This is a genomic window from Chitinophaga sp. S165, from assembly GCF_003182155.1.
In the GTDB taxonomy this organism is placed as follows: Bacteria; Bacteroidota; Bacteroidia; order Chitinophagales; family Chitinophagaceae; genus Chitinophaga.
The window spans coordinates 300,750-317,313 of the sequence record NZ_QGTG01000001.1; the positions used below are offsets into that span (position 1 = coordinate 300,750).

General features: G+C 46.0%; 14 protein-coding genes. 5 read left to right on the plus strand and 9 right to left on the minus strand.

Annotation, left to right across the window (positions count from 1 at the left end; genetic code table 11):
- Nucleotides 1-7: 7 nt before the first annotated feature.
- Nucleotides 8-1,033: an LLM class flavin-dependent oxidoreductase gene (locus tag C7475_RS01145; RefSeq protein ID WP_233259739.1), complete on the plus strand. Its 1,026-nt coding sequence runs from the start codon at nt 8-10 to the stop codon at nt 1,031-1,033.
- A 127-nt stretch (nt 1,034-1,160) separates the two neighbouring features.
- Here C7475_RS01145 and C7475_RS01150 read toward each other — a convergent pair whose 3' ends face one another.
- Both C7475_RS01150 and C7475_RS01155 read right to left on the minus strand, forming a co-directional pair.
- Entirely contained in the window at nt 1,161-2,231 is a 1,071-nt protein-coding gene (locus C7475_RS01150; protein WP_110050153.1) for a hypothetical protein, read from the minus strand.
- Nucleotides 2,232-2,410: 179 nt separating this feature from the next.
- The gene (locus C7475_RS01155; protein WP_110050155.1) at nt 2,411-4,822 is read right to left on the minus strand and encodes an FtsX-like permease family protein; all 2,412 of its coding nucleotides are present in this window, start codon (nt 4,820-4,822) and stop codon (nt 2,411-2,413) included.
- Nucleotides 4,823-5,007: 185 nt separating this feature from the next.
- On the opposite strand from C7475_RS01155, the gene C7475_RS01160 reads away from it, so the two are divergent.
- A complete protein-coding gene (locus tag C7475_RS01160) occupies nt 5,008-5,649 on the plus strand; it encodes an START domain-containing protein (RefSeq protein ID WP_110050157.1) in 642 nt (213 codons plus the stop codon).
- A 4-nt stretch (nt 5,650-5,653) separates the two neighbouring features.
- Here the strand turns inward: C7475_RS01160 and C7475_RS01165 are convergent, their stop codons facing one another.
- From C7475_RS01165 to C7475_RS01195, 7 genes are all read right to left on the minus strand, one after another.
- Complete coding sequence (locus C7475_RS01165; protein ID WP_110050160.1) at nt 5,654-6,145, minus strand: hypothetical protein; 492 nt, start codon at nt 6,143-6,145, stop codon at nt 5,654-5,656.
- A gap of 205 nt (nt 6,146-6,350) precedes the next feature.
- Nucleotides 6,351-7,484, minus strand: a complete 1,134-nt coding sequence (locus tag C7475_RS01170) for a hypothetical protein (RefSeq protein WP_110050162.1) — start codon at nt 7,482-7,484, stop codon at nt 6,351-6,353.
- A 21-nt stretch (nt 7,485-7,505) separates the two neighbouring features.
- Nucleotides 7,506-7,943: an SsrA-binding protein SmpB gene (smpB, locus tag C7475_RS01175; protein WP_110050166.1), complete on the minus strand. Its 438-nt coding sequence runs from the start codon at nt 7,941-7,943 to the stop codon at nt 7,506-7,508.
- Between the two features lie 112 nt (nt 7,944-8,055).
- Nucleotides 8,056-8,904, minus strand: a complete 849-nt coding sequence (gene accD / locus C7475_RS01180; protein WP_110050168.1) for an acetyl-CoA carboxylase, carboxyltransferase subunit beta — start codon at nt 8,902-8,904, stop codon at nt 8,056-8,058.
- Nucleotides 8,905-9,113: 209 nt separating this feature from the next.
- Nucleotides 9,114-10,181 (minus strand): class II fructose-bisphosphate aldolase, encoded by a 1,068-nt coding sequence (gene fbaA, locus C7475_RS01185; protein ID WP_110050170.1) that lies wholly within the window; start codon nt 10,179-10,181, stop codon nt 9,114-9,116.
- 207 nt (nt 10,182-10,388) lie between these two features.
- Nucleotides 10,389-11,270, minus strand: coding sequence for an ABC transporter substrate-binding protein (locus C7475_RS01190; RefSeq protein WP_110052779.1), 882 nt, complete (start codon nt 11,268-11,270; stop codon nt 10,389-10,391).
- Between the two features lie 17 nt (nt 11,271-11,287).
- Nucleotides 11,288-12,646, minus strand: coding sequence for a pyridoxal-phosphate dependent enzyme (locus tag C7475_RS01195; protein WP_110050172.1), 1,359 nt, complete (start codon nt 12,644-12,646; stop codon nt 11,288-11,290).
- 1,625 nt (nt 12,647-14,271) lie between these two features.
- On the opposite strand from C7475_RS01195, the gene bioD reads away from it, so the two are divergent.
- Genes bioD through lpxK form a run of 3 tightly spaced genes read left to right on the plus strand, consistent with a single transcriptional unit; the run spans nt 14,272 to nt 16,561 of the window.
- Nucleotides 14,272-14,898, plus strand: coding sequence for a dethiobiotin synthase (gene bioD / locus C7475_RS01205; RefSeq protein ID WP_110050176.1), 627 nt, complete (start codon nt 14,272-14,274; stop codon nt 14,896-14,898).
- An 11-nt stretch (nt 14,899-14,909) separates the two neighbouring features.
- Nucleotides 14,910-15,494 carry a 5-formyltetrahydrofolate cyclo-ligase gene (locus tag C7475_RS01210; protein WP_158286379.1) on the plus strand — a complete coding sequence of 195 codons (585 nt, stop codon included), beginning with the start codon at nt 14,910-14,912 and terminating at the stop codon, nt 15,492-15,494.
- Nucleotides 15,494-16,561, plus strand: a complete 1,068-nt coding sequence (lpxK, locus tag C7475_RS01215) for a tetraacyldisaccharide 4'-kinase (protein WP_110050180.1) — start codon at nt 15,494-15,496, stop codon at nt 16,559-16,561. Before C7475_RS01210 ends, lpxK begins: the two co-directional genes overlap by 1 nt.
- Nucleotides 16,562-16,564 lie beyond the last annotated feature (3 nt).

The window sequence follows — 16,564 nt, forward strand, 5'->3', positions numbered from 1 at the left end:
AAAAGATATGATAGAAATAGGAATAGATAGTTTTGCGGCCAGGTTCAGCGACAACGCGGCTGCTGCATTGAGCGACAAAGACGCGATGTTCCAGTTGCTGGAAAGAATGGAACATGCAGACAGATCGGGTCTGGATGTATTTGGTATTGGTGAGCATCACCGGAAAGGTTTCCTGGATGCAGCGCCTACCCATATACTGGCAGCAGCAGCAGCCCGCACAAAACGTATTAAGCTGACAAGTGCAGTAACCGTTTTGAGCGCCATGGACCCTGTGCGTGCATTTCAGAACTTTGCTACGTTAGACCTGATATCCGGTGGCCGTGCTGAAATGGTGGTCGGAAGAGGATCTTTCACTGATGCGTTCCCGTTATTCGGATATAATCTGAACGACTATGATGATCTCTTTGCTGAAAAGCTGGAACTCTTATTGGAAATAAGGGACAATGAATTTGTGACATGGTCAGGAAAGTTCCGGGCACCATTGAAGAACCAGCCCGTGTATCCAAGACCGATCCAGGAGAAATTGCCTATCTGGCTTGGTGTGGGTGGTACCCCACAGTCATTCGTACGTGCAGGCGCATTAGGATTGCCGTTAATGGTAGCGATCATTGGCGGTGAAACGCATCGTTTCCGTCCGTTGGTAGATCTGTACCGCGAAGCAGGAAGAAGGGCAGGGCACGCGCCTGAAAAGCTGACCGTAGGCCTGCATTCACTGGGTTATATTGCCAATACGACCGAAGAAGCAATAGAGAACTTTTATCCGGGATATGCGGCCAGCATGACCAAAGTAGGAAAAGAGCGTGGCTGGCCTCCGATGACGAAAGAGCGGTTCATGAGCCAGATGGGACCGACAGGTGCATTACTTGTAGGTGGCGTAGAAGAAGTAGCAGAGAAGGTACTCCGTCATGCTGATGCATTAGGGGGCATTTCCAGGCTGACCTTCCAGATGGATTCCGCTGAAGTATCGCACGAAAAACTGATGGGTTCTATCGAACTGATAGGAACGAAATTGAAACCACTCATCAACGGATAATATTTTACTAAGGATGCTGCCAATTTGCGATGGTCACATCGTAAATTGGCAGAAATCTCCCTATATGTTCTTTAGAAAGTTCCTATACTGATCCTCGCACCGGCACCGATATACCTGCCCTTCGGGATTATTCCAGTTTTGCTTTAATGCCCCAGCCACCAAACAATTCAGATACCGCGATCAACACCTCATTCCGCCCCTTTTGCAGCGGAAGATATACGGCGTCCCAATATCCTACGGTGCCGAGAAAACGATAATCGCGGGAGTTAAATATATCTTTCCCTTCATACAGTAACCGGCCATTGAGGTATACACGTGCGCCATCCGAAAAGCCGAAGCTCATCTTCCGGATGCGGGGTGCAGTGGCGTCAATTGTCTTCCTGACGAATACAGTATTCATTTCCTGTGTTACGCCCGACAGCTGAGCCAGATCAGTAATACCGTTATGATCGGCCCACAGGGTTTTCCATTTGAGCGAAGTTGTATCCGCTGCCTGAAGCTGTGTGCGTTCCGCTATCTGTTTTTCGCTGAACACGCTACTCACTTCCCAGCTGGTAATAGTGCCGGGAGCTAATACCGGCGCCGCCCGTTTGCTTTTAATAGTGACATCATCGGTAGAGGTATACGCGAAATTGCTATACCAGGCTACGCCAGACCAGGGATTAGTCAGCTCGATAGCGCCGGAAATAATGTCCCGTTTAAGCGGATGAATGTATAATACAGGTTCTGCTCCGTTGTCAAAATAGATCTCCGCTTCTTTTTCTTTCACTACCATTTTAATGTGCAGCCAGCGGCCAAAAGGAAGTTCTACTGCATTATTGTACCCAGGTCCGTAATAAAGCTGGAAACCACCCAGCTGGTTGTATACCGGCGTGTATTGCATGGCGTCGGGATTTCCGGACTGGTGCGGGCGCAGATAATACTCTTCAAAGTTTGACGAGTCCTGCATCCTGAAATGAATGCCCGGAAAGTAGCGGGCTTTGGACAAGGCAATGTCAAATTCAATAATACCGTTCTTGAAGTTAGCATCCGGCAGCAATGCATTGCCAAGTTTTAACCGTAATGCCGGCTGGCCAAGATGGGTTTCGGCAACCGCTTCTTCCCCCCTGATCTGCCAGCGTGGAGAGTCAAAGGGAATAGTGGTCTGGGCAACTATAGTGAAAGGGAAAAGGATCATGATGATCAGCAGGCGATACATGACGGTGTGGAAGTTTAGTGATTGAAAAATGAGATTGAAATGCGCATCCCCGGCAAATTAGCAGAATCAATTTGCCGGGGATGTTCAAAGCAATAACAAGTTCGTGCAACTTCGTTCACGCCATAGTTGGCTGATTATCAGGTGGAAATAAGAGTCCGATTGCTAAGTTAAAACCGTCTTTATTCGGCTTTTAAGTGCTTAACCGGATTCGTTAAGGCAACCTTGATAGCCTGATAGCTCACTGTCAATACTGCTACGACCAGTGAAAAGATCCCCGCAAGCGCGAACATCCAACCGCTGATAGGAATGCGGTAAGCGAAACCGTTCAGCCATTTGTCCATTGCCCACCAGGCGATCGGGCAGGACAAAAGAATCGCAATAAAGACCAGCTTTACAAAATCTCTCGAAAGCAACAGGGCGATATAGGAAGACGATGCTCCCAGTACCTTCCTTATACTTACTTCTTTGGTGCGTAGTTGTGCGGTGTAGGCAGACAGTCCGAACAATCCCATACAGGATATAAATATCGCGAAGGCGGCGAAAGCTTTGAATATGGTACTCATCTGATTTTCAGATGCGTAAAGACGGTTAAGTTTATCGTCAATGAAGGTGTATGTGAACGTCCCGGCAGGCGTCAGTTTCTTTACGCGTTCTTCCATAAAAGCAATGGTGGATTGTATGCTACCGGGTTTTATTTTCAACAAGAGATAATTGGCCCGTTGAGGGTCATATTTGATAACCAGCGGATCTACCGGAGAATGCAGAGATGCGAAATTGAAATTCTTCACCACACCAACGATCGAACCGGTATCTCCGTCAAGAACGAATTGTTGCCCGATAGGCGATTTCAACTGATAAGCCTTTACAGCCGATTCATTAATAATAAACTCACTGGTTTTTATATTGGGCATTTGGTTAAAGAAGTTCCTGCCCTCCAGTAAAGGGATCTGTAATGTTGATAATAACCGTTCGTCCGACCACATGGTGCGGCTATTATCAAGCTCCTCTTTGGAATCTGCAGATAATGGTCTGAAAGATTGAGAACTGAACCGGTCACCGGGAAGGGTAGAAACGACGGAGAAATCAGTAATACCTGGCTGCTGGCGGATGTCATTTATCAATGCATCGAACCGTTGCCACATCGGACCATAGATAGTTATGCCTGCCAGCTGTTCTCTGTCAAATCCCAGGTCTTTGTTATGAAAGAATTTGATCTGGCGGTATATCACGAGCGTACTGACAATCATAAATACAGACACAACGAATTGAAAGATGATCAGCCCTTTTCTGACAATATCCGCAGATGTTCGCGGAACACCCCTGCCTTTGAGTGATGTAACAGGATGAAAACGTGCTACATTCCAGGCGGGATAGCTACCAGCAAGTAACCCGATAAATAAGATCAGTAACAGAATGATACCCAGGTTTGAGAAGGACAGGATACCAGACATATAAAATGGCCTTGAGGCTATGTCATTATAAAAGGGAATGGCTACTCTAAGGAACAATAATGCCAGGGCCGAAGCTATCAGGGTAGTGATCATTGACTCGCCCAGGAACTGCATGATGACCTGTTTTTTTGTAGCGCCTACTACTTTGCGCATACCTATTTCCTTCATCCGGCCGAATGCTTGTGCGGTATACAAATTAATAAAATTAACAGCTGCTACCAGCAGTATAAACAATGCAGCCAGGGAAAAGATCCGGACATAGCTGATATCACTGTTCGGCGCCATTTCTTTTTCCAGACGGGAATGGAGATGGATATCTGTGATCGGCTGTAAGACTACATCTCTTTTTGATAATATCTCCTCGCGCGTCTCACCGATTGGCAGGTAATACTTTAGTAGAAAATCATTCATCCTGGACCGGATCTTTGAAAGAGAGCCTGCTTTGTCCAGCACTACGTAAGTATAAAAGCCGTTCCAGGTCCTGTTAGCCAACGATTGGTCATCCACGTAACGATGGATGGTGGCCATTGACAGCAGATAGTCAAAATGAAGATGAGAGGGAAATGTATGGTCACGGATAACACCAGTTACACGTAATGGAACGCCATTCACGTCGTCCTGCAACACTTTGCCGATGGGATCGGTTTTGCCGAAATATTTCAGTGCCATCTTTTCCGTGATAATGACGTTACCGGGTGCAGTAAGTGCGGTCCCTTTATCTCCGGAAACAAAATCAATATCAAATACGTCCGTTACCGTAGCGTCAGCAAAAAGGCCACCATTCTCCTGAAATTTGGTAAGTGTACCATCGGGTGATGTATAACTTAACACCTGGAAAGGATAAAGCCTGTGAAAGGTGACGGTATTGACCACCTGGGAAAATTCCTGCCGGAAGACACTGGCGGTGGGAAACGGTGTTGCGGCCCACGAGCGGTCTCCATCACCTTTTCCGTGGAAAGTTACCCTGAAGATGCGATCTGCTTTGGAAAAACCTTTATCATATCCCAACTCCTGCTTTACGTGAAAAATGATCAGCAGTGCACAGGCCATTCCCAGCGCCAGACCGGCTATGTTAATGACTGTGAAGAGTTTATTCTTCCAGAGATTGCGAAGGGCTATTTTAAGATAACTCTGCAGCATATAATACTTAATTATAGCACACTTCCCTCCAAGTAAGTGCCGGAATATTAAAATATTAATAATCAGCAATTTAACATATAGGGGTTAGAACCTAAATGTCCGTTTTTAGTACAATATCTGTTCACTTTTAAATAATCTCGCCGTAGTTCGGTAGTTTTGTAACGGATTTCAACCTATAGACGAACATGAAGCACTTATTGATCATTAGCCTGGCCTTGCTTTTCAGCGCGGTAAGTTACGGACAGGACTCCTGGACATTAAAGACCAATAAAGATGGTATTGCCATCTATACCAAGACCATTGAGAATTCCAACTATAAAGGCATCCGGGTTAAATGCGCGTTGCCAGCTACACTAACCCAGTTTGTAGCAGTTATAATGGATGTGAATACGGCCACTGAATGGCTGTATAGTACTAAATCGAGTACTTTACTCAAACAGGTTTCTCCAGCAGAAGTTTATTATTATTCAGAGGTAGGATTGCCCTGGCCACTCAGCAACAGGGATTTTGTGTGTCATCTGACCGTGAAACAGGACCCCCGTACAAGAGTGGTGACGATCGATGGTCCAGTTGTACCGGATTACATACCTGCGAAGAATGGCATTGTAAGGGTGACACATTCATCCGGAAAATGGATCATTAGTCCGGGGGATAACAACATGGTTAACATAGAGTACACGTTGGAAGCAGATCCTGGGGGCAGTATTCCTGCATGGCTGGTTAACCTGTTTGTGACTAAAGGCCCGATGGAATCTTTCAGGAAGTTGAAGGACCAGATCAATAAGCCTCAGTACAAGAAAGTGCAGTATGCATTTATGAAGAACTGATAGATCACCATTTCTTCCCAGCTACTTTCCCCACGTAAGTGCCCCGCATTTTTCTGCCTGCTACGACGATGTCATAATCGATCGTGAAAGTTTCCTCTTCTCTGCTAACTTCCATTGTACCGGCGGTTACACCTGTGATTTCCAGTTCATTACCATTCAGGTCATTGGGCGAATATCTCACTACTGCATTGTAGAAATGCTTTTTTCTATCGTAGGAGGTATCGTTGCGGTCCATATAGGTATAGCTATGAGAGAAAAAGAGGCTGTCTACAAAGATCTGTACAGTGTTCTCAACATAGGAAGGCGCCTGCGGAATGTTGGTGAGTACCAATCCTTCTGTACCGTTCCAGTAGGTGTAGTTTGACAGGTAGGACCTTCCTTCAATTGTGAAGGTACCTCCGGCGGGCTTAATATCCCCATTATCTCCCCGTTCATTTTTTTTGCAAGCTACGCCTGTCAGACTGGTAGCAAGCAACAACAATGCGAGCTTTTTCATAGATTATATGGTTTTGAGCGATAGTCCTGGTGGTGACAGGCTATCAAAACGTCTGTTTACGGCTGCAAATATACATATTAAATTAATGTCTGGTTTAGGAGATATCTGTGTTAAAACAGTGATCTTCAGACCATAAAAATGAAAACGGGGGCCTTCATGGTCCCCGTTTTTATATCCCCGGTCAAGCCACGGGTTAATAATTTTCTTACATGTTATTATAAACAGCCTGCATTTCACGGGTCAGCTGATCATAGATCGGTTTCGTGAACTCGAGGAAAAGATCCTGAGGTGGTGGCGGCGGAATATCTTCGCCACCTATTAAAGCTCTGTCTTCGTCGCTTAAGGCGCGTTCGTCACCCTTATAATAGCCAAACTGGTTCATCCAGGTATAACTACCCGGAAGCCTGTCTGTACGTACGATATTGTTGGTGGCTACATCAACCAGCTGATAATCCAGCAGGCCTTTTGACAGGACGGTGGATTTAACGACATATACTTTCGCTTTCACGGTGCCATAGCGGTCGATCTTCTTGCCGGAAGTGTCTTTTACGGATCCTACAACGACTTGTCTGGATACTTCTTTTTCTGTACGGTCTACGTAGGTTTGTCCTACTACGAAATCGTAGAAGCGCATTTCCAGGAACTGGTCAGGTTGTATTTTATTGTTTTTGGCAATACGTTCGTCCGTGAATTGTACAAAACGGTTGATATTCCGCTGTTGGAGGTTACGGATCAGGATATCCCGGAACTGGTCAGCGCTGAACTGATAGTAGGGAGACCGTACTTCGATCTGTCTTACGACTACATTCACGAGGCCTCTCTGGAAAGATTCATCGCGGAGCTGGGCGGAGTTACGGTAGTTAGGGATGAGGTTCAGGGCAGCCTGAAATTCATCGAACGCTTGCCGGGCAGCGCCTTTACTACCTTCTTCGAGGAGGTCTACACCTCTGTCATACCTTACCTGGGCGGCGTTTTCCTGTGCACCGGTAATGGCATTGCGATAATCTTTCGGTTTTACAATGGCGCGGGCTGCGGGAGAGGCGTTAATGCCATCGTACAGTCTTTGCAGGGCACGATATTCGTTGTTGATGTACTCCCATTTCAAAGGATCGTTGGAGGTCATGTAACCATTTACTTTGTCCTCATGAGAGCGTTTAGCCTGTGCATATGCATCAGGAAGAAGTTGCAGTGAAACAGTGTGTGCAGGTTTTTTCTGTAATTTTTTAACGAACAACAGTACGGCTTCATCGTATCTGCCTTTGTTGTACATTTTCTCACCTGATTTGCAGGAGAGGATCAATAGGATAGGGGCGATCAGCCACCAGAAACGGTTTTGCATATACTCGAATAATAGATTTTCTTATTTCAGGAATCTTCTGATCTCCCTGTCCGTTTCGCGTTGTTTAATGCTTTCACGTTTATCGTGCAGCTTTTTACCTTTACCCAGGCCGATCTCGATCTTTGCCAGGCTTTTGTCGGTAATGAAGATGCGTAAAGGGATAATGCTATAGCCGCGTTCTTTTATCTTATTTTCAAGCTTACGAAGTTCCCGTTTGGTTAGCAGTAACTTACGTTCACGCAGGGGATCATGATTGGCATAGGTGCCGTGTGAATACTCGGCAATATGCAGGCTTCTAACAAACAATTCTCCTTTATGGAAATAGCAGAAAGAATCATTGAAGCTCACCCTGCTACCGCGGATGGACTTGATCTCTGTTCCTGTCAATACCATCCCGGCAATATACTTATCCTCTATTGCGTACTCGAAATATGCCGATCTGTTCTTGAGTTCTGCCATTGTCTTTAGTAATTGGGAATTAAAAATTAGGAATTAAAAATTGAAATTCAGGAAAATGCATCCTAATTCCTAATCTTTAATTCCTAACCCTTAATTTCTTAAGTTTTGGTGCTTAGTGTTTAAATAACTGTAACAGGGCAGCCAGACGTTCTTTCATTTCCTTACGGTCGATGATCAGGTCGAGGAACCCATGTTCCTGCAGGAACTCAGCACTCTGGAATCCTTCCGGCAGGTCTTTTTTAATTGTTTCCTTGATAACGCGCGGACCGGCAAAACCGATCAGGGCTTTAGGCTCCGCTATATTCAGGTCTCCCAGCATAGCGAAGGATGCAGTCACACCACCGGTAGTAGGGTCTGTCATCAGGGAAATATAAGGCAGTTTTGCTTCCGCCAGTTGTGTCAGTTTCGCGGACGTTTTAGCCATCTGCATCAGGGAGAAGGCACTTTCCATCATACGGGCGCCACCTGATTTGGAGATGATCATCAACGGCATTTTGTGCGCGATACAATGATCGATGGAACGGGCGATCTTTTCACCTACCACGGAACCCATGGAACCGCCGATGAAGGCAAAATCCATACAAGCGATCACGAGGTCGTTTTCCAATACTTTACCTACCCCAACGCGCATCGCGTCTTTCAGTCCTGATTTCTTCTGAGCATCGATCAACCTGGCTCCGTAAGGTTTCAGGTCTTTGAATCCGAGGAAATCTTTAGGATAGATGTTGTCAAAAAGCTCTTCGAACTGATTATCGTCAAATAGAATTTCGAAATACTCGGCCGAATTGATGCGATTGTGGTAGTTACACTTGTCGCAGACATAAAAGTGCTCTTTCAGATCTTTTACTGTAGAGGTTTTTTTGCAACTAGGACATTTGTGCCACAATCCATCCGGCGCCTCTTTCTTTTCACTTGTAGACGTTTGAATGCCTTGTTTAATGCGCTTAAACCAGCTTGACATATTGTGCTATTAGGTTACGAAATAGTTGTGCAAGATACAAATTATATTAACTTCCAAAGTATTCTACTGAGGTAATTATAGGTAAAGTACCTGGCAACCAACAATTTGATCGGAAAGATATATATATAAGTGCTATAATAAAAACATGTTGCAAAAAAAATCCCCGGGGAATGACTCCCGGGGATCTGTAAATTATACCTCGACGCGGATTATGCGTTCCTGCCGATGCAGTTCAGGTCAGCAAAAGCTTCTTCAAGACGTTTAACGAAAGTTTCTTCGCCTTTACGCAGCCATACGCGTGGGTCGTAGTATTTTTTATTTGGCTTCTCAGGACCTTCCGGGTTTCCCAGCTGTGCCTGCAGATAGTCTTTTTTCGCTTCGTAGAAATCATGAATACCTTCCCAGAATGCCCACTGCATGTCTGTATCGATGTTCATTTTGATCACACCATAACCCAGTGCTTCATTGATCTGGTGTTTAGGAGAACCGGAACCACCATGGAATACATAATATACTGGTTTAGCAGCAGTGTTATGTTTTTTCTGGATGAACTCCTGGCTGTTCTGCAGGATGATCGGACGCAGTTCCACATTACCCGGAGAGTAAACGCCGTGTACGTTACCGAAAGCAGCTGCTACAGTGAAACGGCTACCTACTTTAGACAGGGTTTCATAAGCGTAAGCTACTTCTTCAGGCTGAGTATACAGTTTGTGGTTTTCAACACCTGAGTTGTCAACACCATCTTCTTCACCACCGGTTACGCCCAGTTCGATCTCGATGGACATACCCAGTTTGTTCATTCTTTCGAAATATTTCAGGGAAGTTTCTATGTTCTCGTGCAGTGGCTCTTCGGAGAGGTCCAGCATGTGGGAGCTGTACAGTGGCTGACCGGTCTGTTTCATGAACAGTTCACCGGCATCCAGCAAACCATCGATCCATGGCAACCATTTTTTAGCAGCGTGGTCAGTGTGCAATACTACAGGAACACCATAGTATTTTGCCACTTCGTGTACGTGTTTTGCACCGGAAATACCACCGGCAATATTAGCCTGCAGCTTATCATTCGGCATTCCTTTACCGGCAAAGAACTGCGCACCGCCATTAGAAAACTGAATAATTACAGGTGAGTTTACTTTGGCAGCGGTTTCCAGTACTGCGTTTACTGAGTTGGTACCCACTACGTTAACAGCAGGCATTGCCCATGCGTTATTCTTGGCATCATTGTACAGCGCATCCAGCTCTTCGCCGAATAACACGCCAGCTCTGTATTTTCCCATAGCTTTCGGATTGTTTTACATTTAAGGACAGCAAATATAAGTACTAAAGATTAACTATTATAGTAGAATTCAGAATAAGAATTGTAAGAATCACAAAAAAAGTGGTCTTTTTTATAGGAATTCGTCATTTTTTCGGGCAAATCCTTGTCGCTGGTCATAGAACTGACCCTTCGGGATAACAATTGTTTAATATGAAATAAAGACCGGTTACAGTCTCGCCAGCAAGTCCCTGAAATATCCAGCCGATTTTAACAGCCGGCTGCCATACCATGAGAACATTTCTCCATCTACCAGTTCAATGCGCGCCATTGGCAACAACGCCTGCAATTCTGCAATATGTTTTTCTTTAAAGGGATAAGGTTCTGATGAAAGCAGTACCAGCTGACAATCCAGTGCTTTCAGTTGTTCAATGTCAATACCCGGATATCGTGGTGTTTCCGCAAAGACGTTTTCCAGTCCGCAGTAACTTAACATTGTATGGATGAATGTATCGCCGCCTGCCACCATCCACGGCTCCCGCCAGATAAAATAAGCGGTGCGCAGTGAATCCTGCTTTCGTTTGCTCCGCACATTGGTTTCGTCCGGAATGTCCGGCCGGTGCTTTGCACCAGGTTCGCTCTGTGCGTGCTGCTCACGCTGTATATCCCGTTTGTTTTCGTTTAATTTACTGAAGCTGAGAGAGATGGTATCTGCCATCCGACTGGCATGTTCACTTTTGCCAGTTATAGTACCGATACTTTTGATCATATCCAGGGCATCCTCCAGTTGATGAATGTCGCTCACCCAAACAGGCACGTGCTGCATGAGGGCTTTCACCTGTTCGGCAGTATTCTCTTCCTTATTGGCAATAACCAGGTCGGGTTGCAGGGCCAGGATCTGGTCGATATGTAGTTGTTTTGTGCCACCTATGCGTGTCTTATTTCGGAACCAGTTGTCTGGATGGATACAGAATTTTGTAATGCCGACCACCTCTTCATCCAGTCCGAGATCATACAGTAACTCTGTTTGAGAAGGGACCAGGGAGATGATCCGGCGGGGCGGGCAGGGAATGGCCACTTCCCGCCCCATCTGATCTATGTAAATATTCATTGCCGGCATCTGATCAATTAACTACCCAGTGCCTGAATGATGTCATATTTGGTTACGATGTGAGGTTTGCCGCCATCGTCTTTCGTGATCACAGCGCCATTCTCTTTGTTGATGTAGACGGACAGCTTTTCAATTGGCGTATCCATACTTACCTCCGGAAAGGCATGCTGCATCACCTGTTTGATCTGTGCATCCTTCAGGTTCGTATCATCGATCAGGCGATTGAAAAGGCCTCCCTCAGAAATAGCCCCAACGATCTGGTTATTATGCAATACGGGCAGATGTTCGATATCATATTTCTTCATCTTGACGATTGCCTCACTTACTTTTTCTTCCTGATCAATGGTCACCAGCGGCTGATTACGACGGCCGTTCACCACATCCTTCACTGTCTTTACGTCCAGGAAGCCGCGTTCCATCATCCACTGATCATTATAAACTTTACCGACATAACGGCTGCCATGATCATGGAATACCACCACAACAACATCGGTAGGCTTCAGCTTACTTTTCAACTGCAATAATCCTGACACGGCCGAGCCAGCGGAATATCCGACGAAAATACCTTCCTCTTTAGAGATACGGCGGGCCATCACAGCACCATCTTTGTCGGTTACTTTCTCAAAATGATCGATCACGCTCATATCGTAGTTCTGGGGAACGAAATCTTCACCGATACCTTCCGTGATATAAGGGTATACCTCGGTCATGTCCAGTTCACCGGTCTCGTGATATTTTTTCAGCAGGGAACCATAACTATCAATCGCCCATACCTGTATATCCGGATTTTTCTCTTTCAAATACTTACCTGCGCCGGTAATGGTACCGCCAGTACCTGTAGCGACAACGAGGTGAGTTATCTTACCTTCAGTCTGTTCCCATAGCTCAGGACCGGTCTGTTCGTAGTGAGCATCCCGGTTAGCGAGATTGTCATACTGGTTGACATAAAATGCGTTCGGTATCTCAGTTGCCAGTCTGCGGGCAACGGAGTAATAGGAGCGTGGATCTTCCGGTTCCACGTTTGTGGGGCAGACGATCACTTCAGCACCTACGGCCTTGAGAATGTCTACTTTCTCTTTAGACTGTTTATCTGTAGTAGTGAAAATACATTTATAACCTTTGATGACTGCAGCCAGTGCGAGGCCCATACCGGTATTTCCGGAAGTACCTTCGATAATTGTGCCGCCCGGTTTGAGCAAGCCTTGCTTTTCGGCTTCTTCGACCATTTTAACGGCCATACGGTCCTTAATGGAGTTGCCTGGGTTAAAGAACTCGACTTTTGCGAATACCGGACAGGGGAGGCCGGCTGTAACGCGGTGTAACTTAACAAGGGGGGTGTTTCCGATCGTTTCGAGGATACTATTGCAAAATTTCATATAAATCTTGTTGGACTGTAGCGAATGTAAGGAATTTCCGCTATCCCGGTTTACTACAGAGTGCTATACCTTAAGTACGCTTTATACATGGCTTATACATGCTGCATACATGACGTATACTTGGACTTGAGTTTGGCGGATGGAGCTGACAGTGATTCCAGCGTTGACCTTCTGGCTCGGTGGATAGGGCTTACGGTGATTCTAGCGTTGACCTTCTAACTCGCAGTTCGGATGGAATCACAGGCTGTGGTTCTTTGAAGTTCCTTTCCATTTAGCATTTTTGGGTGGATAGGCTTTAGTTTATCTTTTAACCCCTGATGGGTCGCTTCAGCATACTTCAAATAACCAAGGCCAGTGATTTCCAACCGAATGCTCGCTGCGGTTCGGTCTCTCCAATTATAGCAGGACCCAGGCTGCCACTATCCCGTTGGTCCGTTTCTTCTGATCCGTTCTATTATTCGTCTTCTTACCCGCCTTCTCGTTCATTCTTTTATTCCTTTCTTTTTATCCGTTTCGTCTCAATCGTGCTGCCACATTGTGTTTTCGTTGTTTTATCCGCATTATATCCTTTTCTACATTGTCTTTTATCGGTTCGTCCATATCGCTTCACCGTCTCTTCCATATCACTTTAGGCTCATCTCTATATCGAAAGGATATACAGATGACGGTAAAGTGACGGCCAGATGACGGTTTCACGATATGGAGATATAGAGATCAAAGGCCGCTCAAGCAGGGTTTGGATCATTCTGTGGGTGTTGTTTTGGGCGTAAATAGTTGTAAATGAATGGTATATGTAGTTTAAGGTGAGCTGTAATTAATTAAACCGATGTAAGGCTAATTGGGCCAGATGGACAATTAGATAGAGAATAATGAGTTGAATAATAACATGCCTCTTGCGCCTCTCGAAAGGAAGAGATTAAGCCTCTGAGAGCAGGGAAAGGCACATGCAGGATCGATGGTTTTTAGCTTCCTGAAGTATGTTGATGTGCTTATACGTTGCATCTGGTTCCAAAGCAGGACCTGGATGAGCAAAATAACGCGCTAACAGGATAAGAGGATAACAGGGTAAGAGGATAACAGGGTAACTGGATAACATAACAGATAACAGGATAACATAACATTGGATGCAACAAAATGCAGGTATAGGGTCTCTGGATATTGTTTTGGGGACCGGCCACAGTGAGCATTCGGATGGAGATCGATGGCCTTTAGTTCTTTGAAGTATGCTGACGCGCCGCACCAGGCGTTAAATAGATAAACTAAAGCAAACCCGCCCCTCAACGCTCAATGTTAAGGAACTTCAAAGAAGTAGAGCGAGAGATCCCATCCGAACTGCGAGCTGGAAGGTCAGCGCTGGAATCACTGTAAGCCTTATCCACGAAAGAACTGGAAGAAACGCTGGAATCACCGTAAGCCCCATTCGCCAAAGAACTGGAAGAAACGCTGGTATCACTGCAAGCCCCATTCGCTTCAAAATTTCCAGATCAGAAAAAATAATTCCTACCTGCGCAAAAAGAGTGCGCACACATATTGCAACTTTGTACCATTGAAAACAAACACACCACCGCACCCTTAACCAGGAATTGATTATCAAAGTAATTCCTATTATACTATCTTTGCATAACATGAGTCAGCGGATATTTATAACCGGGATCGGTACCGGAGTAGGAAAAACAGTAACCTCTGCATGCGTCGTAGAAGCATTGCAAGCTGATTACTGGAAACCCGTACAAACGGGGCTGATGGAGGGGACAGACACAGATACGGTAAAAAGTCTATTATCAAATCCGGTGTCGGTTTGCCACCGGGAAGCCTATTGCCTGGAAGCACCCGCCTCGCCACATCTGGCGGCGAGACTGGAAGATGTTAACATTAACGTAAAACGGATACTTGAACTGGCGCACAGCATTCAGCCACAAAGCCGGTCGCTCGTAATAGAGGGAGCAGGAGGGCTGATGGTGCCGTTAACGGAACAGGTCTTCACGATCGATTTTATACAGCAACTGGAGGCGAAAGTTATTATTGTGGCTCAGAACTACCTGGGCAGCATCAACCACGCACTACTGACCGCACAGGTGTTGAGACAACGCGCTATTCCTGTACTGGGCTGGATCTTCAGCGGCGAACACCATACCAATGAAGCCGAAGTGATAGGATGGAGCGGTTATCCGCTGCTGGGCAGGATACCTCACACTGAGCTGATTGACAAGGCTTTTGTGAAGGAACAGGCAGAAAAGCTATCTTTGAGGTAATTTAGATCCACTTGTTAACAAAAAAGGATATACGAAAGGAATATCTGGAAAAACGCTTGAACCTTCCGGATAATGTGATCGCCACCCTGAACAGGGAGTTATTGGACCAATGCCGGCGACTGGATTACAGCGCCTTCAGAATGGCACACATTTTTCTTCCCATCACTGAAAAGAAAGAAGCGGACACACACGCACTGGTAGACTGGGCCAGGACGGCCTATCCTGCATTGCAATGGGCGCTGTCTAAGTCAGACATGCGCAGTGCGGAGATGGAGCATTTCCTGTGGAAACCGGAAACTGTCCTGGTGAAGAACGCCTATGGTATACCTGAACCCGATGGTGGATTGCCACTAATGCCGGCGGAAATGGACCTGGTTTTTGTGCCTATGCTGGCATTTGATAAAAAAGGGCAGCGGGTCGGATACGGAAAAGGCATGTATGACCGTTTCCTGAAGCAATGCCTGCCAACAGTGACCACCATCGGACTGTCATTGTTTGAACCGGTAGAAGCCATCGCAGATGTGAACGACAATGACGTTCCCCTGCATATGGTCGTAACGCCGCAAACAATTTATGATTTCAAAAAAAGCTACTGATGCTGAAACACCTGAAGATCTTATTATATCCTTTTTCCCTGTTGTATGGCCTGGTAATGTGGGTCCGCAACCGTTTCTATGATACCAATGTACTGACAGCCGTAGAGTTTGACCTGCCTGTTATTGCCGTAGGTAACCTCTCTGTGGGAGGTACGGGTAAAACCCCTCATGTAGAACACCTGATCAGGGCATTAAAAGATAATTACCGTGTAGCCACCCTCAGCCGGGGATACAACAGGCGCACGAGCGGCTATCTGTTGGCGGATGCTGCCAGCACAGCGGCACAACTGGGTGATGAGCCTATGCAGTTCCATCGTAAATTCCCTGAGATTGAAGTGTGCGTGGGGGAAGAGCGTATGCTGGCCATACCTCAGCTGCTGGGAGAACGTCCCGAAACAGAAGTGATACTGCTGGATGATGCCTTCCAGCACCGTTCTGTGAAACCAGGTATGAACATCCTCATCACCGATTACAGCCGCCGTTTTACGAAAGACCATGTAGTACCGTTTGGCCGCCTGCGCGAAGGCCGTAAAGGCTATGAAAGGGCCAATTGTATCATTGTGTCCAAATGTCCGCCGCAACTGTCTGCTACCGAAAAAGCCGCCATCAGGCAGGAAATCAATCCCCTGCCACATCAGCAACTGTTTTTTACTTCTCTGACATATGGCAGCTTATACGACATGTTCAGCGGCGCACCGGTTACCGTACCGGCAGATACCACCGTATTACTCGTTTGTGGTATTGCCCGTCCGGAGCCACTTTTACAACAACTGAAGGAAAGCTATAAAAACGTGTTCCTCCTGCCATTTCCGGATCATTATTATTATTCCGTATCTGATATGGAGAAAATCAACAGGGAACTCGGCAACCTTCCCGGCGCCAGCAAACTGGTGGTAACAACGGAAAAGGACGCGGTAAGACTACAACTGCTCGAAGAACAGCTGCGTCCCATGAACTTACCCATAGCCGTTATGCCGGTCGAAATATCTTTCCTCTTTGGGGAAGGAGAATCATTTAATAATTATATTTTTACTTACGTGGATCAGTTTGGAAGTAACCATGATTAAACG

Coding starts and splice junctions, on each gene's coding strand:
- C7475_RS01165 (WP_110050160.1), bottom strand. CDS start 6,145: ATGAAAAAGCTCGCATTGTTGTTGCTTGCTACCAGTCTGACAGGCGTA.
- C7475_RS01160 (WP_110050157.1), top strand. CDS start 5,008: ATGAAGCACTTATTGATCATTAGCCTGGCCTTGCTTTTCAGCGCGGTA.
- smpB (WP_110050166.1), bottom strand. CDS start 7,943: ATGGCAGAACTCAAGAACAGATCGGCATATTTCGAGTACGCAATAGAG.
- accD (WP_110050168.1), bottom strand. CDS start 8,904: ATGTCAAGCTGGTTTAAGCGCATTAAACAAGGCATTCAAACGTCTACA.
- C7475_RS01190 (WP_110052779.1), bottom strand. CDS start 11,270: ATGAATATTTACATAGATCAGATGGGGCGGGAAGTGGCCATTCCCTGC.
- C7475_RS01150 (WP_110050153.1), bottom strand. CDS start 2,231: ATGTATCGCCTGCTGATCATCATGATCCTTTTCCCTTTCACTATAGTT.
- C7475_RS01145 (WP_233259739.1), top strand. CDS start 8: ATGATAGAAATAGGAATAGATAGTTTTGCGGCCAGGTTCAGCGACAAC.
- C7475_RS01195 (WP_110050172.1), bottom strand. CDS start 12,646: ATGAAATTTTGCAATAGTATCCTCGAAACGATCGGAAACACCCCCCTT.
- fbaA (WP_110050170.1), bottom strand. CDS start 10,181: ATGGGAAAATACAGAGCTGGCGTGTTATTCGGCGAAGAGCTGGATGCG.
- lpxK (WP_110050180.1), top strand. CDS start 15,494: ATGCTGAAACACCTGAAGATCTTATTATATCCTTTTTCCCTGTTGTAT.
- bioD (WP_110050176.1), top strand. CDS start 14,272: ATGAGTCAGCGGATATTTATAACCGGGATCGGTACCGGAGTAGGAAAA.
- C7475_RS01155 (WP_110050155.1), bottom strand. CDS start 4,822: ATGCTGCAGAGTTATCTTAAAATAGCCCTTCGCAATCTCTGGAAGAAT.
- C7475_RS01170 (WP_110050162.1), bottom strand. CDS start 7,484: ATGCAAAACCGTTTCTGGTGGCTGATCGCCCCTATCCTATTGATCCTC.